Origin of the sequence: Streptomyces sp. LaBMicrA B280, from assembly GCF_049222185.1 — a bacterium.
Taxonomy (GTDB): domain Bacteria; phylum Actinomycetota; class Actinomycetes; order Streptomycetales; family Streptomycetaceae; genus Streptomyces; species Streptomyces murinus.
In genome coordinates, this window is record NZ_JBMJCT010000034.1 from 16,668 (window position 1) to 37,924 (window position 21,257).

At 70.0% G+C, this 21,257-nt stretch carries 21 protein-coding genes; 19 read left to right on the forward strand and 2 right to left on the reverse strand.

The window, feature by feature from the left end:
- The first annotated feature begins 166 nt into the window (after window positions 1-166).
- From ACLF5H_RS26830 to rfbC, 17 genes are all read left to right on the forward strand, one after another.
- Window positions 167-1,129 (forward strand): LLM class flavin-dependent oxidoreductase, encoded by a 963-nt coding sequence (locus tag ACLF5H_RS26830; RefSeq protein WP_421678577.1) that lies wholly within the window; start codon window positions 167-169, stop codon window positions 1,127-1,129.
- Window positions 1,130-1,310: 181 nt separating this feature from the next.
- A complete protein-coding gene (mpaB, locus tag ACLF5H_RS26835) occupies window positions 1,311-2,366 on the forward strand; it encodes a daptide biosynthesis RiPP recognition protein (RefSeq protein WP_421678578.1) in 1,056 nt (351 codons plus the stop codon).
- A gap of 5 nt (window positions 2,367-2,371) precedes the next feature.
- The gene (gene mpaM, locus ACLF5H_RS26840; RefSeq protein ID WP_421678579.1) at window positions 2,372-3,178 is read left to right on the forward strand and encodes a daptide-type RiPP biosynthesis methyltransferase; all 807 of its coding nucleotides are present in this window, start codon (window positions 2,372-2,374) and stop codon (window positions 3,176-3,178) included.
- The gene (gene mpaD / locus ACLF5H_RS26845; protein ID WP_421678580.1) at window positions 3,175-4,464 is read left to right on the forward strand and encodes a daptide-type RiPP biosynthesis aminotransferase; all 1,290 of its coding nucleotides are present in this window, start codon (window positions 3,175-3,177) and stop codon (window positions 4,462-4,464) included. The genes mpaM and mpaD overlap by 4 nt, the downstream gene beginning before the upstream one ends.
- Entirely contained in the window at window positions 4,461-5,678 is a 1,218-nt protein-coding gene (gene mpaC, locus ACLF5H_RS26850) for a daptide-type RiPP biosynthesis dehydogenase (protein WP_421678581.1), read from the forward strand. Before mpaD ends, mpaC begins: the two co-directional genes overlap by 4 nt.
- 84 nt (window positions 5,679-5,762) lie before the next feature.
- Window positions 5,763-5,930 (forward strand): daptide-type RiPP, encoded by a 168-nt coding sequence (locus ACLF5H_RS26855; protein ID WP_421678582.1) that lies wholly within the window; start codon window positions 5,763-5,765, stop codon window positions 5,928-5,930.
- Between the two features lie 87 nt (window positions 5,931-6,017).
- Window positions 6,018-6,182 carry a daptide-type RiPP gene (locus ACLF5H_RS26860; protein ID WP_421678583.1) on the forward strand — a complete coding sequence of 55 codons (165 nt, stop codon included), beginning with the start codon at window positions 6,018-6,020 and terminating at the stop codon, window positions 6,180-6,182.
- A 109-nt stretch (window positions 6,183-6,291) separates the two neighbouring features.
- Window positions 6,292-6,486, forward strand: coding sequence for a hypothetical protein (locus tag ACLF5H_RS26865; protein ID WP_421678584.1), 195 nt, complete (start codon window positions 6,292-6,294; stop codon window positions 6,484-6,486).
- A complete protein-coding gene (locus ACLF5H_RS26870; protein WP_421678585.1) occupies window positions 6,479-7,213 on the forward strand; it encodes an ABC transporter ATP-binding protein in 735 nt (244 codons plus the stop codon). Before ACLF5H_RS26865 ends, ACLF5H_RS26870 begins: the two co-directional genes overlap by 8 nt.
- Window positions 7,206-7,946, forward strand: coding sequence for an ABC transporter permease (locus ACLF5H_RS26875; protein WP_421678586.1), 741 nt, complete (start codon window positions 7,206-7,208; stop codon window positions 7,944-7,946). The genes ACLF5H_RS26870 and ACLF5H_RS26875 overlap by 8 nt, the downstream gene beginning before the upstream one ends.
- Window positions 7,947-7,957: 11 nt before the next feature.
- Window positions 7,958-9,598, forward strand: a complete 1,641-nt coding sequence (gene mpaP, locus ACLF5H_RS26880) for a daptide biosynthesis intramembrane metalloprotease (RefSeq protein ID WP_421678587.1) — start codon at window positions 7,958-7,960, stop codon at window positions 9,596-9,598.
- A gap of 29 nt (window positions 9,599-9,627) precedes the next feature.
- Complete coding sequence (gene lanKC / locus ACLF5H_RS26885; RefSeq protein WP_421678588.1) at window positions 9,628-12,201, forward strand: class III lanthionine synthetase LanKC; 2,574 nt, start codon at window positions 9,628-9,630, stop codon at window positions 12,199-12,201.
- On the forward strand, window positions 12,198-13,244 hold the full coding sequence (locus ACLF5H_RS26890) for a glycosyltransferase family 2 protein (RefSeq protein ID WP_421678589.1): 1,047 nt from the start codon (window positions 12,198-12,200) through the stop codon (window positions 13,242-13,244). Before lanKC ends, ACLF5H_RS26890 begins: the two co-directional genes overlap by 4 nt.
- A complete protein-coding gene (locus tag ACLF5H_RS26895) occupies window positions 13,241-14,308 on the forward strand; it encodes a glucose-1-phosphate thymidylyltransferase (protein ID WP_421678590.1) in 1,068 nt (355 codons plus the stop codon). Before ACLF5H_RS26890 ends, ACLF5H_RS26895 begins: the two co-directional genes overlap by 4 nt.
- A gap of 16 nt (window positions 14,309-14,324) precedes the next feature.
- Window positions 14,325-15,320, forward strand: a complete 996-nt coding sequence (gene rfbB, locus ACLF5H_RS26900) for a dTDP-glucose 4,6-dehydratase (protein WP_421678591.1) — start codon at window positions 14,325-14,327, stop codon at window positions 15,318-15,320.
- Window positions 15,317-16,207: a dTDP-4-dehydrorhamnose reductase gene (rfbD, locus tag ACLF5H_RS26905; protein WP_421678592.1), complete on the forward strand. Its 891-nt coding sequence runs from the start codon at window positions 15,317-15,319 to the stop codon at window positions 16,205-16,207. Before rfbB ends, rfbD begins: the two co-directional genes overlap by 4 nt.
- Entirely contained in the window at window positions 16,195-16,836 is a 642-nt protein-coding gene (gene rfbC / locus ACLF5H_RS26910) for a dTDP-4-dehydrorhamnose 3,5-epimerase (protein ID WP_421678593.1), read from the forward strand. The genes rfbD and rfbC overlap by 13 nt, the downstream gene beginning before the upstream one ends.
- Window positions 16,837-16,937: 101 nt before the next feature.
- Here the strand turns inward: rfbC and ACLF5H_RS26915 are convergent, their stop codons facing one another.
- Window positions 16,938-17,912, reverse strand: coding sequence for a ScbA/BarX family gamma-butyrolactone biosynthesis protein (locus tag ACLF5H_RS26915; RefSeq protein WP_421678594.1), 975 nt, complete (start codon window positions 17,910-17,912; stop codon window positions 16,938-16,940).
- An 85-nt stretch (window positions 17,913-17,997) separates the two neighbouring features.
- Between ACLF5H_RS26915 and ACLF5H_RS26920 the strand changes: the two genes are divergently transcribed.
- A complete protein-coding gene (locus tag ACLF5H_RS26920) occupies window positions 17,998-18,642 on the forward strand; it encodes a ScbR family autoregulator-binding transcription factor (protein WP_421678595.1) in 645 nt (214 codons plus the stop codon).
- 89 nt (window positions 18,643-18,731) lie between these two features.
- On the forward strand, window positions 18,732-19,463 hold the full coding sequence (locus tag ACLF5H_RS26925; RefSeq protein ID WP_421678596.1) for an SDR family NAD(P)-dependent oxidoreductase: 732 nt from the start codon (window positions 18,732-18,734) through the stop codon (window positions 19,461-19,463).
- A 165-nt stretch (window positions 19,464-19,628) separates the two neighbouring features.
- Here ACLF5H_RS26925 and ACLF5H_RS26930 read toward each other — a convergent pair whose 3' ends face one another.
- Window positions 19,629-20,867, reverse strand: coding sequence for an IS701 family transposase (locus ACLF5H_RS26930; protein WP_421678597.1), 1,239 nt, complete (start codon window positions 20,865-20,867; stop codon window positions 19,629-19,631).
- Window positions 20,868-21,257 lie beyond the last annotated feature (390 nt).

The following is a 21,257-nucleotide window of genomic DNA, read 5'->3' on the forward strand; positions in this document are numbered from 1 at the left end:
CTTGGACCAGCAGGGTTGTGTGTCAACGACGGGGAAGTTTCTTCATGTACAGCCACACCATCCGCCTGGGTGGCTTTGCGGCGCTGACCATCGCCGCGCCTCTCAGGTTCAACAGCTTCAGGCCCTTCCGCGAGCGTGCCGCGACATCTACAGGCGCGGTTTCGGCATGACGTCGTACTCGGTTCTCGTGCCTTTCGTGCCTCGTCGGCCTGAGCAACTGCTGCCGTACGCGGGCCTGGTCCACTGGACCCAGGCAGAACGACTGTGGCAAGGCCAGGCCCTGCTCGTGGAGCCTCACCAGGGCTTCGCGCACGCGGCAGGCTCGGGTTTCCGAGTCCCTGCCGGGCTCGGTGTGACGCTCATGCCGTTGCGCCATCCCTTCGAGGCCGCGCTGCAGGCTCGGTCACTGGCGATGACCACCGGTCAGCCCGTGACAGCCGGGTTCGGTCCAGGGGCGAAGTCCCTTCAGCAGAGCTTGCTCGGCGCGCCCTACGCGAGCCCGCTGACCGCGGCGCGGGAGTATCTCACCGCCGTGCGCGGGCTGTTGGCGAACGAGATCGTCGACATCAAGGGTGAGTACGTCTCCTGCCACGGCTCTCTTCCGCCCTTCCCGGCGCCACCGGTGGAGGTCGGCCTCGGAGTTCTGCGACCGGGCATGGCCCGGCTCGCCGGTGAGCTCGCCGATGTCGCCATTACCTGGCTGACGCCTGCCGCCTATCTGCGGGACGTTGTGCTTCCGGCGATGCGTGCCGGGGCGGAAGCGGCGGGGCGGCCGGTGCCGCGCCTGACCGCGATGGTGCCGGTCGCGCTCAAGCACCCCGGTCACGAGCCGGCGGAACTGGCGCTGGCCGGCAATGCCGCCCACCTGAAGGGGCCGCACTACATCGACATGCTGCGCCGGGCAGGTGTGGAAGTCGAGGGCGGGGACCCGGCGGCCGGCGCCAGGGCCCTGGTGGGCGGCGGGGCCTTCCTCAGCGGGGACACCGACCAACTGCTCGAACAGCTCAAGGCGTATGAGACAGCGGGCGTGGATGAGGTCGTCCTGAACCTGACGGGCGTGTACAACCTGGTCGGTGCGCAGGCGGCGATGGCCGACCTGAAGGCGCTTCTGGCCGCTCTGGCCCAGTAAGTGCGTAGCCGCTCCGGCTCATAAGGCGCGCCGTCGACAACGGATGTCGGCGCACCGACCCGTGCTGCCCCGGTCCAGGGCACAAGCCTGGCCAGAGCAGGAACGGTTCGGCTTGCCTCCGAGCCTTCGGGTCCTCAGATCAATCCGAGTCGTCAACTGAGTGTGTGAACAGGGGAAATGCATGTCTGCGGTGAAAGAGCACCTGATGAGCTGGGCAACCGGCCGCGCGGGGCGTTTCCCTCGTGGGCGGGAGTCTGCCCTGACGGTGGTTCTCGAGGACTCTGAGCACCTGTCGGCTCTGTTCGCCTCCGACGTGGTGGACGCCAGCACGATGGTCTTTGCGCCCGGTCACGCGGGCGGCACGGACGGTCCTGTGGTCATCGGCTACGAGGGCTCACTCAGTGAACCGGGCGCGGAGTTCTCCCACGATCCCGGCTTCTACCTTCAGATCCAGGCGTACGGCATCAGCGAGTACATGTCGGTGGTCGGCCCCACTCTGATCCGGGTGGCGGACGGAACGGACTTCGAGATCTACCTTCGCGACGCCGACCGCGCACGCCACGAGGGTGTGTTCGCCGAGTTCCTGACCAACCCGGTGATCCAGCTCGCGGATCTTCCCGCCTTGGGAGCGGGTCCGCAGGACGACGGCCCCGTGCTCCGACTGCACGTGGGGCGGTCCGGGGAGTTGTCGACTTCCCCGGGCGGCAAGCGACTGGGCACCGTGGGTGACAGCTTGGACCAGATCGCCGTCGAGTGGGCGCGCGTGAACTCCGAGAGCGCACAGCCCTGCGCGGTGTGCCTGGGCGGATGGCTGCCGGAGCCGACCCGGGCCTCCGCGCTGGCCGAACGGCCATGGCTCGGACGATATCTCGCCGCCCTGCACGGCATTCGTGATCTCCGGGCGCGAGGTCTGAACATCACCGGGGTGTCCGGTTTCGGCCGTCGCCTCGTGGCCGCCCTCAGTGAGCTGCCCGACGCGGCGGACGCCGTCGATCCCGCATTGCCGCTCCTCCTGTGGACAGACGACTCGGTGTACGCCCACAGCGCGTCCCACGGGCGGAGTTTTCAACTGGACCGCGCCACCGCCGAGGTGACGGAGGCGCTGCTGGTGTGCGGTTCGGTGGAGGCCGCAGCCCGCTTCGCCGACCGGGAGAACCTCGAACAGGTGCGCGTGCTGTTCGATCGTGCGGGCATCGAACTCGGCTCCCGCGTTCTCCATGCTGCGGGGACGCGATGAGGGACATGACACCGAACAGGCCCCTGATCCCCGGCCGCGCCGGCGCGCTCCTGGCGGAACTCGGCGACAGAGCGGTGTGCCGCGACCTCTACGACGAGGTCGGCGCGCCCGTCTACCACGACCTGGCGGGGCAGGACACACACGAGGTACGTGAACTGCTCACACTGGTAAGGACCGTACCCGGGCCGGTGCTCGACTTGGCGGCCGGCTCCGGACGCCTGACCATGCCCTTGCTCGCGTCGGGACGGGACGTCACCGCACTGGAGCTCTCCGGCAGCATGCTGAAGCTGCTGAGCGCACGGCTTGCCGAGGCGCCCGAGGCCCTGCGGAACCGGTGCACACCGGTGCGGGCCGACATGAGCGACTTCGCTCTCGGGCGGGAGTTCGGTGTGATCGTCCTGGGCACGACGTCCGTCTCGCTACTGGATGCCCCTGGCCGGAAGGGCCTGTACCGCTCCGTACGTGCCCACCTCGCACCCGGTGGCCGCTTCCTGCTGTCCACCGTGGACTTGACAGCTGATGAGCAGGCGCCGACCGAGACCGAGGTCGAGTTCACCGCCGACAGCGGCCGGAGTCACCGGGTGTTCGAGTACTGGACGCCCGGGGCGGAAGCCCGCACCGTCACGGTGTTCCCGGCGGTGACCGGAGCGGGACAGGTCGACGTGTGCACCACCACCATCCGCGTCCTGTCGGCCGGTCAGCTCGAAGAGGAACTGCGCCGGAGCGGGTTCGCCGTGTGCTCCCGGCGTCTGCTGCCCGACGTCGGCGCGCGCCACCACAGCGTGCTGATCGAGGCGGAGGTGACCGCGTGACCTCGCGGCGAAGCGCACTGTGGCCCTCGCTGCTCACACCCGATCAGCAGGGCCGGGACGACCTGTGCGCGGTGTCCGCGCAAGGCGTGCGCGTGAGGTTCGCCGACGGGCGGGAACTGCTCTGCGGCACCAGCGGCCTGTGGAACACCAACCTCGGATACGGCAATCAGGCCATCGCCGAGGCCGCCGCCGAAGCACTGCTCACGGCCTCGTATCTCAGCGTCTTCCGCTACGAGAACGAGTACGCCCGACGTGCGGCCGATGCCCTGGTGGAGCTCGCGGGTGCCGGACACTACGGGCGGGTGCTGTTCTCCACCTCGGGCGGCGCGGCCAACGATCTCGCGACGAAGCTTGCCCGGCAGTACCAGGCACTGCGCGGCAGGGGCGGGCGCAAGGTCGTGGTCGGCTTGCGCGGCAGCTATCACGGTCTGACCTTCGGCGGCTTCGCTCTGACCGGTGAGGACCTGGGACAGCAGGTCTACGGGGTCGACCAGCGGCTGGTCCGGCACGTCACCCCGAACGAGCCCGGGGAACTGGCGGCGCTCATGGCCCGCCAAGGTGCTCAGGTCGCGGCGGTGGTGGTCGAGCCGGTGCTGGGCTCGGGAGCCGTGCCGCTCAGTGAGGAGTACGTCGCCGAGCTGCTGCGGCTGCGCGAGGAGCACGGATTCCTGCTGGTGGCCGACGAGGTGGCCACCGGGTTCGGCCGCACCGGGGACTTCTTCGCCTCCCAGCGGTGGCCGGCCCAGCCCGACCTCCTCATCACCTCCAAGGGCCTGACCAACGGCACCAGCGCCGCCGCCGCGGTGCTGGCCGCACAGTCGGTGGCAGACGCCTTCGACGATACGGGCGTGGTCCTCAGCCACAGCGAGACGCAGGCCGGAACGCCGGTGACCTGCGCGACCATCCTGGCCACCCTCTCCGAGATGCGCAGGCTCGACGCGGTCGCCCGGGGACGGAGGCTGGCCGGCCGGCTGGAGGAGGAACTGAGCACGCTTGTCGCCGAGCATCCCCTGGTGACCGGCACGACGGGCGTGGGCTGCTTCCGGTCGGTTCGGGTCACGGCGGCCGACGGAAGCGGAGTTCCGCTGCCGCAGTCCGAGGTCCCCTCGCTCGTCGCCGCGGTCCGGGAGGCGGGTGCCATCGTGCACCCCGGACTGCATGGCATGCAGCTCTTCCCCGCACTGACCTACACCGACGCCGAACTGGACGAACTCCTCGCTTGTGTCCGGGCGGGTCTCGGCCTGTATGCCGACCGGGTCGCCGCGCGAGCGGAGGCCCGGGGATGAGGACCACGGGCGACGACAAGCGGCAGCCGCTGAGAGGTACGGACGAACTGGCGCGGCTGCTGAGGAAGGACGACGCCATCCGTGGCCGGAACGCCACGGTTCTCGTCGACGACGCGGTCCGTGACAGCGTGATCCACCAGCGAGTCGCGGGCGCCCTGGGCGGGGCCTGTGCCGAGACCCTCGTGTTCCACGGATCCGGCGATCTGCGCAGCGTGCTCGCTCTCGCGGAACGGCTGGCCGGTGCGGAACTGGTCGTCGGGCTGGGGGGTGGCTCCCTGCTCGATCAGGCCAAGCTGGCCTCGCTGGCGGTGGCGGGCCCGGAGGTGTGCGCCCGGCTGACGGTGCCCCAGCGCAGTGGCCTGATCGTGCTCGCTCCCAAGCCGTTCCGGCCTGTGCCGCTGATCGCCGTACCCACCACCGTGGGCACGGGATCGGAGTCCAGCGCTGTCGCATGCCTGACATACCCGCAAGGAAAGCGGCTGGTCATGGGCAAGGCGCTGCGGCCCGAGAGCGCCGTGATCGACCCTGAGGCCACGGTCACGCTGCCGCAGGAGCTGATTGCCGAGGGTGTGCTGGAAGCGCTGTTCCGCTTGGTGAGCCCGTATGTCGGCGACCACGGCGACCTGCCGCCCCAGGACGCGCACGTGGAGGACGCCGCCAGGCGACTGGTGCGGCTCGGGTACGAGGTGCGGGACGCGGAACGGGCTGGACAGCGGTGCTCCGACGGGCTTCGGCTGGAGATCGCCGAGCTGAGCGGCAGCAGTCATGACGAGTGGTTCCACTCGGGCCGCGATCCGTACGCGGTCAAGGGCTGGCTCGTCGCCAACGAGCTTTCCTCGGCGCTCGCGATCCGCAAGATGACAGCGGTGGCCGCCCTGTTGCCGCCGTTGTGGCGGGCGATCGACGCCGGCGAGAAGCGGCTGGGCTCGGCCCGGCGGCTACGGCGGCTGTGGTCACTGCTCCGGTCGGAAGGACCGCAGCAGCTTCCCGCAGACCCGGCCTGTGGGGTGGCCGCACTCGTCGACTCGTGGGGGATCGACCGGAGCGTCCCCCTGACGCTTGACCATGCCGAGGCCATTGCGCTGCGGATCGTACGGGCTTGGGGGGCAGGGCTGCCCATGCTCGGTGGTCTTGCCGCCGACGACCTGTTGAGCCTGCTGCGCGAGGCCGCCGGACCGGAACCTCCGGTCCAGGAGCCGCCCCCGGCAGCCTGAGCAATCGAGGACTTCCGTTTCGGCCCGCAGCCCAGCGGCTCGAAGCGGGGGAAGTGCAGAACTTCGACAAGAGAAGGAGGGGAAATGCAGGAGATCGAGAAGATCCAGCCGGTGCTGGAGCTGGGGATGCAGGAGCTCGAGGCCATGGACGCGCCCGGTTGGTGGACCGCCGCCGGTGTCGGCGCCGGAATCGTCGTCAGCGCCTCCGCCGCCTACGGCAGCGCCGCGCTCTCGGCCGCGGCGATCACCTGATCCCGGTCGTTGTCAGATCACCGGAAAAGCGACCGGTGACGACACGATCGAGAGACGTTCGGACCTGAATGTGAGGGGGTGTCATTAATGCAGGAGATCGAGAAGACCCAGCCGGTGCTGGAGCTGGGGATGCAGGAGCTGGAGGCCATGGAGGCCCCCGGTTTCTGGACCGGTTTCTCGTACGGCGTCGCCGTGAGCGGTACCGCCGCCGCGAGCGCTGCCGTCAGCGTGGCCGCCAGCATCGCCACGTGACGAGCTACGGGAACTGAGCCGGGAGTCTGTGGTGGCGGGCATCATCCGTCACCACGGACTCCCGGCCGCCACACAGAAAGTAGCACCAAGCGGTGGATGAGGAGCAGGCATGAACAGTAGGAGCCAGTTGGGCATCACCTCGGCGATGGCCGGCCTCTGTGCGCTGATCGCGCTGGGAGTGGTGATGGCCACGATGAACCTGTCCGGAGGGGTACGTATCGGCGTCACCGCCGTACTCGTCCTCGCGCTGGCGGGCGCCATGGCCGGTGTCGGAGCCGCCGTGGCACGGAGCCGTCGTGAGTGAGGTTCCCGTCATCGAGTTCCACGGCGTCAGCAAACGGTTCGGGCCGGTCTCGGCCGTGGAGGACCTCTCCTTCACCGTCCGGCCCGGACGGGTCGTGGGCCTGCTCGGCCGCAATGGCGCCGGCAAGACCACGTCGCTGCGGATGCTCCTCGGACTGACCCGACCCACCGCGGGGAGCGCGACCGTACTCGGCCACGCCTACGGCGATCTGCCCCATGCCGCCCGAAGGGTCGGTGTCAGCATGGACGCGATCGGACCCACCCCGGGCACCACAGGCCGCCGCGATCTCCTGGTCTGGGCCAGAACGCTGGGTCTGTCCAGGGCCCGGGTGGACGAAGTGCTCGACCTGGCCGGCCTCACCGACAGCGCCGATCGCAAGGTCAAGGGCTACTCGACCGGCATGAGACAGCGGCTGTCCCTGGCCACGGCACTGCTGGCCGACCCCGAGCTGCTGGTACTCGACGAGCCGGTCAACGGCCTGGACCCGGACGGCATTTGGTGGCTGCGCGGACTGCTGCGCTCCCTCGCCGCCGAGGGACGCACCGTTCTGCTCTCCAGCCATCTGCTCGCTGAGGTCGAGCAGACCGTGGACGACGTGGTGATCCTGCAGCGCACCCTGCGCTATGCGGGCGAGCTCAGCGCCCTGACCTCCAGCGGCACGGAGCGTCTGGAGGACCGCTTCTTCGAGTTGGCGGGAGCGGGCAGCGGAGGGAATACGCATGCGTGAGGCATTGTGGGGCGAGTGGACGAAGGCATGGACCGGCCGCGCCTGGGCCGTGCTGGCCTCGGTCGCCGTCTTCATGTCCCTGCTGACGAGCTTCGGTTACGCGGCCGAGGGCGACAAGAGGATCGGCACAGGCCAGACCGACATCGCGGCCGTCACCGACGACGTGGTGCGTTCGTGGATGATGACCTTCCTGTTCGCCTCGCTGTTCGGCGCGCTTCTGGTGACCCGGGAGTACGCCTCCGGGTCCGTCAGCCGCTCCGTGCTCTTGACCGGCAGAAGTCGCCTGTTCACCGCGAAGCTCTTGGTCGGCACAGCCGCGGGTGCTCTGTCCGGGCTGCTCGCCGTCCTGCTGGCGGCCGTGTCGAGCTGGGTGACGCTCGCCGGGTACGACCGCGGTCCTGAGTGGACCTCGGAGACCTCGCTGATCGCCCTCGGCGTGTTCGCCTGCAATGTGCTGGCCGCCCCGTGGGGTGTCTTCATCGGCTGGATCATCCGGCACCAGATCGGCGCCGTCGGCGCGCTGATGGCCCTGACCCTGCTCCTCGACCCCGCCCTGCAACGCCTGGTACCCGATCTCGCGAAGTACCTGCTCACGATCGCCATGAGCGCGGTCTACCGCGATGTGCACACCGATCTGCTCTCCCCCGGAATCGCCCTCCTGGTCATAGCGGGCTGGCTGAGCGCGGCAGGGTTCGCGGCGCACAGGCTGTTCCGCTCCCGCGACATCACGTGAGGCCGACCATCATGTCCTCCAAGACCGCGCCGCCGGTCGAGATCGCCCCTGAGCTCCTGGCCCGGCCCAGGCTCGCTGCCGACGTGTCGGTGCACGAGCCTGCCGAGGAAGGAGCCCCCTGGGTCATCCAACGCGGCCAGCACACGTACTTCCGTGTCCAGCCCGACCTGGCTCGACTGGCGCTCGCCGTCAACGGAACACGCGATCACGCCGGCCTGGCAGACATCCTGGGACCGCCGTGGACCGTGGAGGCGGTCGGCACCGCCGTCGGCAAACTCGCGGAAGGTCGGCTGCTCGACAATGGCGAGCGGGTCAGGCAGCGCAGTCGGTGGGTCAAGTTCGTCCCGCCCCTGACCGTGCAGTTCACCGTGCTCAGACCCGAGCGCCTGCTGCGCCGGTTCTCGCCGCTCGTCAGGCTCCTGACGAGCCGAGCGGGGGTGGCCGCGGCCGTCGCGCTCGCGCTGTGCGGTCTGCTGGCGCTGGCCGCTCAGGCACCCCGGGTGAGGATGGCCTTGGGGCAACCGCTGCCGTTGTCCACGTATCTGGCCGTCGTCGGCGGAGTCCTCGCCACCACAGCGGTCCACGAGTTCGGTCACGGCGCCGTCCTCAGCCACCACGGCGGCCGCCCCGGGCGGATGGGCGTCATGCTGTTCTACATGTCGCCCGCCTTCTTCTGCGACGTCTCCGACGGCTGGCGGCTCCCTCGCAGGCAGCAGCGTGTCGCGGTGGCCCTGGCAGGGATCGCCACCCAGGTGGTCATCGCCGGCGCGGCGGCCGTGGCCTCGCTGTTCGCCGAGGCGCACGTACGGGACGGCCTGATCGTCTTCGCCGTCGTCACCTACATCTCCGGGCTGCTCAACCTGACTCCGTTCGTCAAGCTGGACGGCTACATCGCGTTGATGAGCCATCTCGACATCCCGCACCTGCGGGACCGCGCCCTGGACGACGCACGGCGCTTCACAGCCCGGATCCTGTTCGGCGGACGCCATGAACGCCGGCTTCCTCAGCGGTGGGCGATTCCCTTCGGCCTCGCCTGCATGGCCTTCCCCCTCTACATGGTCGCCACGGCCATGCGGCTGTGGGCGGACTCGCTGCAGCGCCTCGGGGCCTTCGGCGCGTCGTTGGTGCTGTGCGGCATCGGCTACCTCGCCTGTCACCTGGTGCGCGGTCTGGTGCGCTTGGTCCGTGAGGCGAGGGCCGGGGGAGCCCGTGCCCTGCGGATCGCCGCCGTGGTGACGCTGGCCGTGGCCGTGGCCGGAGCGGCACTCACGTTCGTCAAGGTGCCGTACTCCGTCAGCGGCGGCTATCTCGTGCGGGACGGCGGGCGGGTCGAGCTCGTCCTCGCCCCTTCGGCCGACCGATCGGTGATTCGCGAGAACACCGCGGTGCGCCTGTACCGGGCGGGTGTGGCCGCCCGAACGGAAACCGGCCAGGCCGTCGTCGCCGGTGGCGACGGCACGGACACGACCGCACCCCTGTCGGTGTTCCTGCCCCTGCGCACTGACGCGCTGCCCGCGCCCGCCGTCAGTTATCCGCTGACGGCGAGCAAGGCCCCCGATGACCGGGTGGGTGTGGCCCAAGTGGATGCCGGGACCAGGTCGGTCGGGGCGTGGCTGTACGCCAGGTACGTCGCTCCGGCCTGGCGCTGGTAGACGAGCGAGAGAACGGCAAGGAAAAACGCATGGACTTCCGGTACTTCACCTTCTGCCAGCCCGGCGGCTCCTTCTACGACGTGCCGGACGCCGCTTCCTCGGAAGGGGACTTCGCCGCCGCGAGCGCCCCTCTCCCGGACGGCTGGCGCAGGAGCACCAACGACGACTGGGTGGTGCTCACGCCCCCCGGCGTTCAACTCCCTTTCCAGGGCTGGAAGATCCACGTGTCCGCGACCCCCGGGAACGCGGAGAGGATCATCGAGGTGGTCAGCGCGTACTGCCTGCCACGCAAGGTGACCTTCAAGTTCCTCCGCGGAAGCGGCGTCCTGATGCGCCGCAACAGCAAGTACGGCGATCGCGGCAGCAGCGGCAAGTTCGTCACGGTGTACCCGCTCGACGAGGCGCACCTGGCCGAGATCCTGACCGAGCTCGGCGGACTCCTCGACGGTGAACCCGGCCCGTACGTCCTCAGCGACCTCCGCTGGCGCTCCGGCCCGCTGTACGTGCGCTACGGCGGATTCGTGGCCCACCTCGTCCGCTCCGAGTCGGGTGGACTCGTGCACTGCATCCAGGACCCGGACGGCAAGTGGGTGCCGGATGTCCGCGGCCCCGGGTTCCGCCCTCCCTCGTGGGTGACCCTGCCCGCCTGCCTCGAAGAGTCGCTGGCGGCGCGTAACGCCGGAACCCTGGACGACTTCCCGTTCCGTCCCACGAAGGCGCTGCACTTCTCCAACGGCGGAGGGGTCTACGAGGCCACGGACATCAGGTCGGGCGACACCGTGCTGCTGAAGGAGGCTCGTCCGCTCGCCGGCCTGGACGCCGAGGGCGCTGACGCACTGGAACGCCTGCGCCGGGAGCACTGGGCTCTTCAGCGTCTCGAAGGGCTGGACTGCATGCCCGCGCTGCTGGACTTCCGCAAGGGGCGCGAGCACTACTTCCTGGCCCGCGAGTTCGTCGAGGGACAGCCCCTGGCGCGCGAGATGCAGCAGCGCAATCCCCTCCTCGTCCCGGGCACGCCGACCGCCGACGACCTCGCCGACTACACGCAGTGGGCGCGGTCCGTACTCGGCCAGGTCGAACGTGGCATCCAGGAACTGCACGAACGGCAAGTGGTCTTCGGCGACTTGCACCCGAACAACGTCCTCATACGCCCCGACGGAACGATCGCCTTCATCGACCTGGAGGCCAGCAGGGAGTCCGGCTCCGCCGCTCAGCAGGCCCTGGCGGCACCCGGCTTCCAGGCCCCGGCGGGCTGCAGCGGCCCAGACATCGACCGCTATGCCCTGGGCTGCCTGCGCCTTGGCGTCTTCCTTCCGCTGACGCAGGCGTTGCCCTGGAGCCCGGTCAAGGTCGATCAGTTCATCGAGCTGATCGCCGGAATCTTCCCGGTTCCCGCGGACTACGCGGAACAGGTCCGGCGCGACCTCAGCCCCGCGACCCACCGTGACCGTGCCGAACCCGCCTTCGCGCCGCAGCCACTGTGGCCCGTGGCCGGCCCCGGGCAGGAGGACTGGCCCGCGCTGCGCGCGGGCATCGCTGAGGGCATCGTCGCCGCCGCGACTCCCGAGCGCGACGACCGGCTCTTTCCCGGAGACATCGAGCAGTTCCACGGCCAGGGAGGCGGGGCGAACTTCGCCTTCGGCGCGTCCGGTGTCCTCTGGGCACTGGCCGAGGCCGGCCTCGCCGTCTCTGACGATCACATCGACTGGCTCACAGACTCCATCAGCCGTGTGACAGAACCACGGCCGGGGTTCTACGACGGCCTCAGCGGTGTCGCCTACGCCCTCGACCGGCTCGGCCGCACCCAGGAGGCACGGGAACTCCTCGGCCGCGTCGCGGACCTGCCCGACGAGGATGTCGACCACAGCCTCTTCAGCGGCAGGGCCGGGATCGGGCTCACCCTCCTGCACTTCGCCCGCCGCCATGGCGAGAGCCCACTCCTGGAGCGCGCCGTTCGCCTCGCCGATCGCGTCACCGGCCAGGCAGCGCACGCCTCGGGGCCACGGCGGCGGCCGGGCCTGATGCACGGCGGCTCGGGCAGCGCGCTGTTCCTGCTGCGCCTGTACGAACAGACACAGGACCAAAAGCACCTGGACCAGGCCGTCGACGCGCTCAGGCACGACCTTGCCCACAGCGGCTGGGTCTCGGGGCAGTCCGCAGCGCAGGACGCTCCGTGGCGTACGCCCGTCCTGACCGGCGGTGCGGGGACGGCGCTGATCCTTCACGAACTGCTCGCGCACGCTCCGGATCCGGAGCTGGGGAAGGCTTTCGACGACCTGCGGGAGACGACCGCCCCGCGTTTCTTCGCCCACGCGGGACTGTTCACCGGTCGCGCCGGTGCCGTACTTTCCCACCACCAGCTGCGCGGGTCCGCCGGGCAGGACGACACCCTGCGACAGCACCTGGCGGCCTTCGGCTGGCACGCCATCCCGCATGCCGACAACCTCGCGTTCCTCGGCGACCAGTGCCTGCGGTTGTCGACGGACCTCGCCACCGGCGCGGCGGGAGTGCTCTTCGCGGTCGACGCCGTCCTGGGCGGCAAGGACCTCGGACTGCCCTTCCTGACGCCCCGGCCCGGTGGCCGGCCGAGGGCCGAGCGATGACGAAGACCCCGTCCGCCCCCCGCATCTCGGTGATCTGCCCCACCTACAACCGCTCCCGGGCGATCACCAGCACGCTCGACTCGGTACGGGCTCAGGCCGTCACCGACTGGGAGCTGCTCGTCGTCTCGGACGGCAGCACCGACGACACGGACGACTGGGTACGCCGGGCCGCAGACGAAGACGCGCGGATCCGGCTGATACGCGCCGAGCGGCACGGCCATCCCAGTGGCCCCCGCAACATCGGGCTGGCCGAAGCACGCGGCGAGTTCGTCGCCTATCTCGACCACGACGACCGCTGGCGCGAGGAGCACCTTCAGCTCCTGCTGTCCGTCTTCGGCACCGGGGCAGATCTGGTGGCGACCGGCTTCGAACGCAGGGACATGTCCGAACGTGTCACCTCCCGCTCCGATGTCCTCGACCTCTGCTGGCACCCGGAGATCCAGGTGCTCGGCGCGATGTTCGAGCCCTCAAGGGTGGCGCACCGCCGCCCGCTCGCCGACCGGGTCGGCGGCTGGCGTCCGGGAGACGGCCTGGAGGACTGGGACCTGTGGCTGCGCATGGCGGACGACAGCATGCGCTTTTGCACCGTGCGTGACCGCAGCGCGCTCCTCCTCGACGACAGCGGCACCCGCCGGTACCGCACGGTGCGCAGGCACCGCCTGCCGCTCGCTGTGTTCGACGACCCGCGCCACGCCCGCGCGGCGCTCGGAGAGCTTCGGCACGAACGCCACGAAGCCGCGTTCCGCGAAGCCTACGCCGCCGACACCATCGCCTGGTACGAGCGGATGCAGGCCACGGAGCAGTTCTCCGCACCGCTCGGTTGGCAGGGGGACCTGAGCGCGGAGATCGCGCGAGCGGCCGGGAAACCCGGCCCGCTCTGGCCCGATCTCGTCGTCGTACCCGGACAAGGGCGCTTCGTACTGGCTCAGCCCTTGTGGTGCCCCACCGCCGAACACGCCCGCCGCGTCGAGGAACTCGTGCGGCGCGTCCAGCGCAGGCAGTTGGACCTGATTGCCGAGATCGCCGCGGAGTGCGCCCGGTGAAGGCTCTCGTCCTGGCAGGCGGAACGGGAAGCAGGCTGCGGCCGATCACGCACACCGCGGCCAAGCAGCTCGTACCGGTGGCCAACAAGCCCGTTCTCTTCTACGGCATCGAAGCGATCGTCGCGGCGGGCATCACCGAGATCGGAGTCGTCGTAGGAGAGACGGCCGAGGAGATCAAGGCCGCTCTGGGCGACGGCGCGCGCTTCGGAGCGCGTATCACGTACCTTCCTCAGGAGCGCCCGCTCGGACTCGCGCACGCCGTGTTCACCGCCCGCGACTGGCTCGGCGACGAAGACTTCGTGATGTACCTCGGCGACAACTTCATCGTCGGCGGTATCACCGCGCTCGTCGAGGAGTTCCGCGCCGAGCGGCCCGACGCACGGATCATGCTCACCCGGGTCAAGGACCCCTCGCTGTTCGGAGTCGCGGAACTCGGCCCCGACGGGCAGGTCGTCGCCCTGGAGGAGAAACCGCGCCATCCGCGCAGCGATCTCGCCCTGGTCGGCATCTACCTCTTCTCGGCAGCCATCCACGAAGTCGTCGCCACTCTTGAGCCCTCAGCCCGCGGGGAATGGGAGATCACCGACGCGATCCAGAAGCTGATCGACTCGGATCGCACGGTGCGTTCCACCGTCATCACGGGCTACTGGAAAGACACGGGCAACGTCGCGGACATGCTGGAGGTCAACCGGTCCGTGCTCGAAGGCATTGAGCCCTGCGTGGCGGGATCGGTCGACGAGACCAGTGAACTCATCGGGCGCGTCCGGATCGCGCCAGGAGCACGGGTGGAACGATCACGCATCGTCGGGCCTGCGGTCATCGGGGAGAACTGCCTGATCCTCGACTCCTACATCGGTCCCTCCACCTCCGTCGCCGACGGCTGTGTGATCAGCGGTAGTGCGGTGGAGTATTCAGTGGTCCTGCGGGACTCGCGGATCGAGGACGCCGGTCGTGTCGAAGGCTCCCTCATCGGGCGGTCGGTCCGGGTCATAGGGGCGGAGCGACGGGCACACGCACATCGGCTCGTCCTCGGGGACCACAGCGAGGTCCGGATCAACAAGTGAGAGAAAGCATGTACGCATGAAGCTCCTCGTCACCGGAGGCGCCGGATTCATCGGCTCCCACTTCGTACAGTCGGTGCTGCGCCCGCCCCCGTCGTCGCGGCCGTCCGAGAAATCCCGCGTGTCGTCCGTCACCGTCCTTGACGCGCTCACGTACGCGGGCAACCGGGCCAACCTGTGCGCGGTCGAAGACGACTCACGGCTGCGCTTCGTGCACGGGGACATACGGGACGCGCGACTCGTCGAGGCGCTGCTGCCCGGTCACGACGTCGTCGTCCACTGCGCTGCCGAATCACACGTCGACCGCTCCATCGCGGCGGGGGGTGACTTCGTCTCCACCAACGTATTGGGAACCCAGACCCTCCTGGAGGCGGCCCTGCGCGCCGGCGTCAGCACCTTCCTGCACGTCTCCACGGACGAGGTGTACGGCTCCACGGCCACCGGTTCCTGGACCGAGGAGCAGCCCCTCCGTCCCAGCTCCCCGTACTCCGCCTCCAAGGCTTCCTCGGACCTGCTCGCGCTGGCCTACCACCGCACCCATGGCCTGGACGTGCGGATCACCCGCTGCTCCAACAACTACGGGCCCCGCCAGCACCCCGAGAAGCTGATCCCCCGATTCCTCACCAGCCTGATGTCGGGAGGCACCGTGCCGCTCTACGGCGACGGCTACCAGGTCAGGGACTGGCTGCACGTCGAAGACCACTGCCGGGCTCTGCGGCTGGTCCTGCGTGGCGGGCGGCCCGGCGAGATCTATCACGTCGGCGGCGGCACCGAACTCACCAACAAACAGCTCACTCAGCGGCTGCTGGGTGCCTGCGGCGCGGACTGGGACCGCGTCGAGCACGTGCCCGACCGGAAAGGCCACGACGAGCGCTACAGCGTCGACTGGTCCAAGCTGCGCAGGGAACTGGGATACGCGCCGCGCCGCTCCTTCGAGGAGGGCTTGGACGAGACCATCACCTGGTACCGGGCCAACCCCGCGTGGTGGGGGTCGCCGGCAGGAGCACGGGTATGACCGGCTGGCTCGTCACCGGAGCCGGCGGCCGACTGGCTCGCGAGCTGACCGCCCTGCTCCCCACCGACACGACTACGGCGCTCACCCGTGAGGAACTGGACCTCACCGATGCTCGCGCGGTCGATGATGCGCTCGCCGAACTGCGCCCGTCCGTCGTCGCCAACTGTGCCTCCTGGACCGACGTCGACGGAGCCGAGGAGCACGAGGACGCGGCACTGGACGTCAACGGGCTCGCCGTGTCCCGGCTGGCGGCCGGCTGCGCCCGCACTGGCGCCCGGCTCCTGCACGTGTCCACGGACTACGTCTTCAGCGGCCTCGACGCCGAGGGGCTTCCCTACGACGAGGACGCCGTGCCCGACCCGCGCACCGCCTACGGGCGCGGCAAGCTGGCCGGCGAACGCGGTGTGCTGACGGCACTCCCGGACAACGGCGTCGTCGTCAGGACGGCCTGGCTCTACGGGGCGCATGGCCGGAGCTTCGTGAGCACCATGGCCGCGCGCGCCCTGAGCGACGCGACCGTGAAGGTGGTCACCGACCAGTACGGTCAGCCCACCTGGACCCGGGACGTCGCGGAGCGGCTCCTTGTCCTGGGGAGCGGTCCGGCCCGGCCCGGCATCCACCACGCCACCGCGTCGGGCAGCACCAGCCGTTACGAACTCGCCCGCGAGATCTACCGCCTTCTGGGCCGTGACCCCGCTCTCGTCAGCCCCGTCCGCGGCGCGGATCTCGGGTGCGCCGCGGTCCGGCCGGCCTGGAGCGTCCTCGGTCACCGGCGCTGGGCCCTCGAAGGCATGAGCCCGCTGCCGGAGTGGCGCGGCGCTCTCCGAGAGGCGCTGCCCGCTGTCACCGCCTCTCCCGCCTTCGGGAGTGCTCTGTGCGCCAGCTGAACATCAAGGGCGCCTGGCTCCTGGAGCCGACGCTGCACCGAGACAGCCGCGGCAGCTTCCACGAGTGGTTCCGGAACTCCGAGTTCACCGAGGCCACGGGAGCGGCCTTCCCCCTTGCCCAGGCCAATTGCTCGGTCTCACAGCGGGGCGCGCTCCGTGGCATCCACTATGCCGACGTGCCGCCAGGGCAGGCGAAGTACGTCACCTGCGTCCACGGCGCGGTTTACGACGTCGTTGTCGATCTGCGCACCGGATCCCCCACTTTCGGTCACTGGGAAGCCGTCCGGCTCGACGACCAGCGCAGGCAGGCGCTGTACCTGTCGGTGGGACTCGGTCACGCTTTCCTCGCACTCGCCGAGAACACCACCGTGGTCTACCTGGCCTCCAGCGAGTACGCACCCCGCCGCGAGCATGCGATCCACCCGCTTGATCCCGCACTGGGCATCGAGTGGCCCGCTGGGATCACGCCCGTCCTGTCTGCCAAAGACGCCGCAGCTCCACCCCTCGAACAGGCCGGGCGAGCCGGGATGCTGCCCTCTTACCGTGATTGCCTCGCTGCCGTGGGGCTTCCTCGGACCAAGGCGCGCGGTTCCGAGGGACATGAGGGTGCCCACCGGCCAGTGGGCTGAGCCTGGCCCGGAAGCGGCTCAGGCAAGGCCCAGGACAGATCGCATCTGACCTGGGCCTTTCTTCTTGCCGCGGAGGGCCCTAGGCGTCACCCGCCTCGGCTTCAGGTGGGTTCGCCGGCGGTGACATGTATGGAGAAGACGTGTCTGCCGTTCTGCTCCCCGGTGACGTCCGTGCTGACCATGCCGTTCCTGTTGCGGCGCAGGGGGGTGGCCTCGATCCAGCAGGGGGCGTCCAGTTCGACGTACCGGACGAACCTCGCGTCGAACTCCATGGGGGCGATCTGGGTGGTGCCGGACATGGCGTGGACCGCTTGGGCGGCGGCCTCCAGGAGGAGCAGCCCGGGTATGTGGTCGTGGGCGTGGTCGAAGAAGGAGCGGTTGGCGGTATCCACCCGCAGCTGCCAGCGGTTCGGCTCCCCGAGCGGGCTCAGGAGGGCGTTCTCCAGCGAGGTCGCGCCGCCGCGGACGGCTTCGTCGAGGGCGGGGCCCAGGGGCAGGGCGCGTGCGGTGGCGGCCTGGGCGTCCGCGTACTCGCCGCGGAGCCTGCTGTAGATCGCCGGGGGGTGGGCGATGTAGCGGACCCGGGCGATGCCGAGGGGTTCCTCGTCGCGCACGGCCGTGATCTGGGCGGCGAGGTGGGTGGAGCCGAGCCGACGGCGGGTCACCTTGGTGTGAGTGATCGTCAGGCGTACGTCGCTCGGCGGCGTCCGGGTGCTCAACGCCGCCGGGACGATGGAACTGTCGTAGGACTCCCACCCCAGGCGGAAGTCCAGCGGGACCTCGTGGGCGACGTGGGACAACAGGGCGAGGGACTGTCTGATCGTCTCGGAGAGGAGGAGGGGGTTGTAGCGATCCACGTGCGACGCGTAGAGGGGGTGGCGCGTGGGCCAGTGGGCGATGACGGTGTGTGAGATCCCGTCATCGTGGCTGCGCCATCCCGACAAGAACACCTGGCCGGGTACGGTTTTGCGGGTGAGGGTCGCAGAGACGTGCTGGACGCCTTTGAGGGTCGTGATCGAGCCAGTTGTCACGTTCATGGTGTTCCCCCTGGAACAACGCGAGTCAGGCGGCGGCATGTGCCATAGGCAGTGGTGCAAGGGGCTCTGTGACCAACATAATGATGACTATATTTATTTGTCGAGAGAGTACGAGGACAGGTCTATGGCTCAACAAGAACGAAGTGCCCGGACGCGGGCGGCCATCCTGCGGGCAGGCGCCGAGGTCTTCGCCGAACTGGGCTTCGCAGGGGCGAGCGTCAGCAAGATCACTCGCAGGGCGAACCTCACGCTGGGGGCGCTCTACTTCCACTTCGAATCGAAGGAGCACCTCGCCCGCGAGATAGTCCGGGCCCAGCCGGAGCTGGTGATGTCACCGGCGGCGGCCGGTCTCCAGGGCGCTGTCGACATCACCCTGGCCTGGGCGACGCGGCTCACGCAGGACCCTTTACTGCTGGCGGGCGCCCGACTGGTGATGGACCAGGAGTACTTCGTCCGCAGCGAGGAGGGCGATTCCTACCGCCAGTGGGCGGGAGTGATCCTTCCGTTCCTTCACGAGGCCCACGAGATCGGCGAGTTGCGGCCGGAGGTGGACGTGCTGCCCCTGGCGCAGCTGATGGTCAACGCCAGCACGGGGGCGCAGATGAACTCCCAGCTCGACAGCGGGCGGCGGGACCTTCCGGACCGTATACGGCAGATGTGGTCCCTCCTGCTGCCACTGATCGCCACCGAGGAGTGCGCGGGCCGTGTCATGGAGACACTGCGGCCGCGTGACGGCGATTCTCCGATGATTGACGGGAATCAGGCTTGATCACCCCCTAAAGACTCCCGTGTCCGTCATGGATGGCGTTGAATCTGCCCATGCCGCATGTATCGCGAGCGTTACAGGGTCGAACGGTCATGATCACGGGAGCGTCCAGCGGCATCGGGGCCGCCGCCGCGAGGCTCTTCGCCGAAGAGGGCGCTGCCGTCGTACTGATGGCCCGGCGCAAGGACAGGCTCGAGGAACTGGCCGAGGCGATCCGCGGCGGGCGGGGGCGGGCGGTGGCCGTGCCGGGGGATGTGCGCGATCCCGCGGACGTGGAGGCTGCCGTCACCCGGGCGGTCGAGGAGTTCGGAGCGTTGGACGCCGCCTTCAACAACGCCGGGTCGGGGACGTTCGGTGGCGCCCTCCACGAACTCGACGAGGACGCCTACGACACGGTGATGGACGTCAACGTGCGGGGCGTGTGGAACTGCATGCGCCGGCAGATCCCGGTCATGCTGGGTCAGGGCGGCGGCACGATCGTCAACACCTCCAGCGTCGCCGGGCATTCGGCGACGGGCGCCACGGCCCCCTACATCGCGGCCAAGCACGCGGTCCTCGGCCTCACGCGGGCCGCCGCGGCCGAGTACGGGGCCGCCGGGATCCGGGTGAACGCGCTGATGGTGGGCGCCACCCGCACGGCTCAGCTGGAGCCGTACCTGGCCGAAGCGCCTGAGGTGGAGCGGGAGTTGACCAGGCGCGCGGTGCAGAAGCGGCTGGCGGACCCGGCTGAGGTGGCGCAGGCCGCGCTCTGGCTGTGCAGTGAGCGGGCGTCCTTCGTCACCGGTGGGGCGATCGCTGTGGACGGAGGGTGGAGCGCGGTGTGAACGGCGGCGGGCGGGGTGCCGGTGCGGCGCGGGCCCGGTGGGCCACCTGCCGCGCGGGCACGACGAGTTGGCCGGGCGCGCCATCGTCCCGTGGTCCCGTGGTCCCGTGGCGAGGCTTCCGCGCCCTCCTGCGCCACGGGTCCGTACGGGCGAAGCGGCCGGAGTTCAGACGCGGAGCCGCGCCGCCCGCCGCGGGGCGCGGAGCAGAGGCGCGGCGGAGACGGTACCGGGGAGGCTGGTCGGGTCGACGTCCGACAGTTCCTGGTAGCAGCAGGCCGCCGACACCAGCGTCACATGCCGGTGCCAGCCGGGGTAGGACCGCCCCTCGAAGTCCTGGAACCCGAAACTGCCTTCCAGCCGGCGCAGCGCCCGCGGGGTGGTGCCCGGCAGCGAGACCAACTCCAGGAGCTCCTCCATCGACAGGTGGACCAGGGTGGTGAGCCATGCCGCGGTGGGCCGCTCGCCCTCCCGGGGAACTTCGGCGAACAGCCGGTAGAAGCGCTGCGGTTGAGGGCCCCGGGGCAGCCGTATCAGCCCGGTGACCACACGCGTGGGACGCGACGGACGAAGGTGACTCGTCCCGATGACCGAGCGCAGCAGTTCGCCCTCGGTCTCCAGGAACTGGCGCGCGCTGACCGGTGAGACGGACGCGTCCGTGCAGGAGCCGGAGGGGTGGGCCGCCGCGGAGGGCAGTATCGGCAGGGTGCCGGGAACGGTGAGGGCGAAATCGTGCCCGCGCTGCCGCAGCCCGTGGAGCAGCCGGTCGGGTTCCTTGCAGTCGCGGAGGTCGGCCACGAGCGGCAGTGCCGGGGACCCGCCCGCGGCCATGGCGTCGGCCAGGTCGAGGACGTGCGCCCAGGTCGGCAGCGGCTGGACGGCCTCGGGAATGCGGGTGCGGCTGCGTAACCGGTCCTCGCTCCATTCGCTCGGCAGGTGCAGCCGCCAGTCGACGGGGACCTGGCCGCGGCCCGTCGCCAGGAACTGGCCCATGCCGACCTGGCAGTTGATGGTGCGGCCCAGGTCCGGGACGAATCGGCGGTGCACCCCGCACGACTGGTCCCCGCGCTTGGGGACCACGGCGATGCCGACGGTCCACGCCTTGGGGCGCGTCCGCGCCTTCACCCAGCGCCTCAGCTCGTCGCGGACCGGCTCCCACTCCCAGGGGCTGGCGTTGACGAAACGGTGCAAGGACTGGGAGGCGGTGGGGGAGTCGGTGATCGCGGCAGCCATGCTGCGCATGGACTTCCGCCCCGAGACGGCCAGGAGCCCCGTCAGGTAGGCCGCGGCCCAGCGGCGCTGGTCCGCCCGTGGCAGGTGTGCGAAGAGTTGATCGGCGAATTCGGCAACTCGTTGCCCGGCTTCCAGGGTGGACAGGCGGCCTGTGCCGTACATGACATTGATCATGAGGGCTCCCGAGGGCGGCTCAAGGGGTCGACGATCGGAAGAATAATAGGAGTTGCTATTTTTTTATCGAGAGGAATCAGCCAACCGTCGGCCCCGGGGATCGTGCCGCAGTAAAGGGGTCGGCTCTGTGTGAACCGGTCAACCGTGATCGACGGACTTGTAGACGCTGACCTGCGGAGTCACACTGGCCGCCACGACCGCTGGGCAACCAGATCGGCCCCTCGGCGGCGCCCTGTGGGAGGAGGTCGCACGCGGACCCCGCTCCTGTGGAGGGCCGCGTGGCGCTCCGCCGCCGGGCCGGGCCAGGGGTGGGCGAGGCGGCGCGTTCGGCGTTCACGGCGCGTGCCGTACGCGAGGCGCGGCCCTCCACCCCGCTGCTACCTCCGGAGG

Bases quoted from the DNA above. Each gene is read 5' to 3' on its own strand.
- rfbB (WP_421678591.1), top strand. From the start codon at position 14,325: ATGAAGCTCCTCGTCACCGGAGGCGCCGGATTCATCGGCTCCCACTTC.
- ACLF5H_RS26830 (WP_421678577.1), top strand. From the start codon at position 167: ATGACGTCGTACTCGGTTCTCGTGCCTTTCGTGCCTCGTCGGCCTGAG.
- mpaC (WP_421678581.1), top strand. From the start codon at position 4,461: ATGAGGACCACGGGCGACGACAAGCGGCAGCCGCTGAGAGGTACGGAC.
- ACLF5H_RS26860 (WP_421678583.1), top strand. From the start codon at position 6,018: ATGCAGGAGATCGAGAAGACCCAGCCGGTGCTGGAGCTGGGGATGCAG.
- rfbD (WP_421678592.1), top strand. From the start codon at position 15,317: ATGACCGGCTGGCTCGTCACCGGAGCCGGCGGCCGACTGGCTCGCGAG.
- ACLF5H_RS26890 (WP_421678589.1), top strand. From the start codon at position 12,198: ATGACGAAGACCCCGTCCGCCCCCCGCATCTCGGTGATCTGCCCCACC.
- ACLF5H_RS26855 (WP_421678582.1), top strand. From the start codon at position 5,763: ATGCAGGAGATCGAGAAGATCCAGCCGGTGCTGGAGCTGGGGATGCAG.
- ACLF5H_RS26920 (WP_421678595.1), top strand. From the start codon at position 17,998: ATGGCTCAACAAGAACGAAGTGCCCGGACGCGGGCGGCCATCCTGCGG.
- ACLF5H_RS26930 (WP_421678597.1), bottom strand. From the start codon at position 20,867: ATGATCAATGTCATGTACGGCACAGGCCGCCTGTCCACCCTGGAAGCC.
- ACLF5H_RS26925 (WP_421678596.1), top strand. From the start codon at position 18,732: ATGATCACGGGAGCGTCCAGCGGCATCGGGGCCGCCGCCGCGAGGCTC.
- ACLF5H_RS26865 (WP_421678584.1), top strand. From the start codon at position 6,292: ATGAACAGTAGGAGCCAGTTGGGCATCACCTCGGCGATGGCCGGCCTC.
- mpaM (WP_421678579.1), top strand. From the start codon at position 2,372: ATGACACCGAACAGGCCCCTGATCCCCGGCCGCGCCGGCGCGCTCCTG.
- mpaB (WP_421678578.1), top strand. From the start codon at position 1,311: ATGTCTGCGGTGAAAGAGCACCTGATGAGCTGGGCAACCGGCCGCGCG.
- lanKC (WP_421678588.1), top strand. From the start codon at position 9,628: ATGGACTTCCGGTACTTCACCTTCTGCCAGCCCGGCGGCTCCTTCTAC.
- mpaP (WP_421678587.1), top strand. From the start codon at position 7,958: ATGTCCTCCAAGACCGCGCCGCCGGTCGAGATCGCCCCTGAGCTCCTG.
- ACLF5H_RS26875 (WP_421678586.1), top strand. From the start codon at position 7,206: ATGCGTGAGGCATTGTGGGGCGAGTGGACGAAGGCATGGACCGGCCGC.
- ACLF5H_RS26915 (WP_421678594.1), bottom strand. From the start codon at position 17,912: ATGCCGCCGCCTGACTCGCGTTGTTCCAGGGGGAACACCATGAACGTG.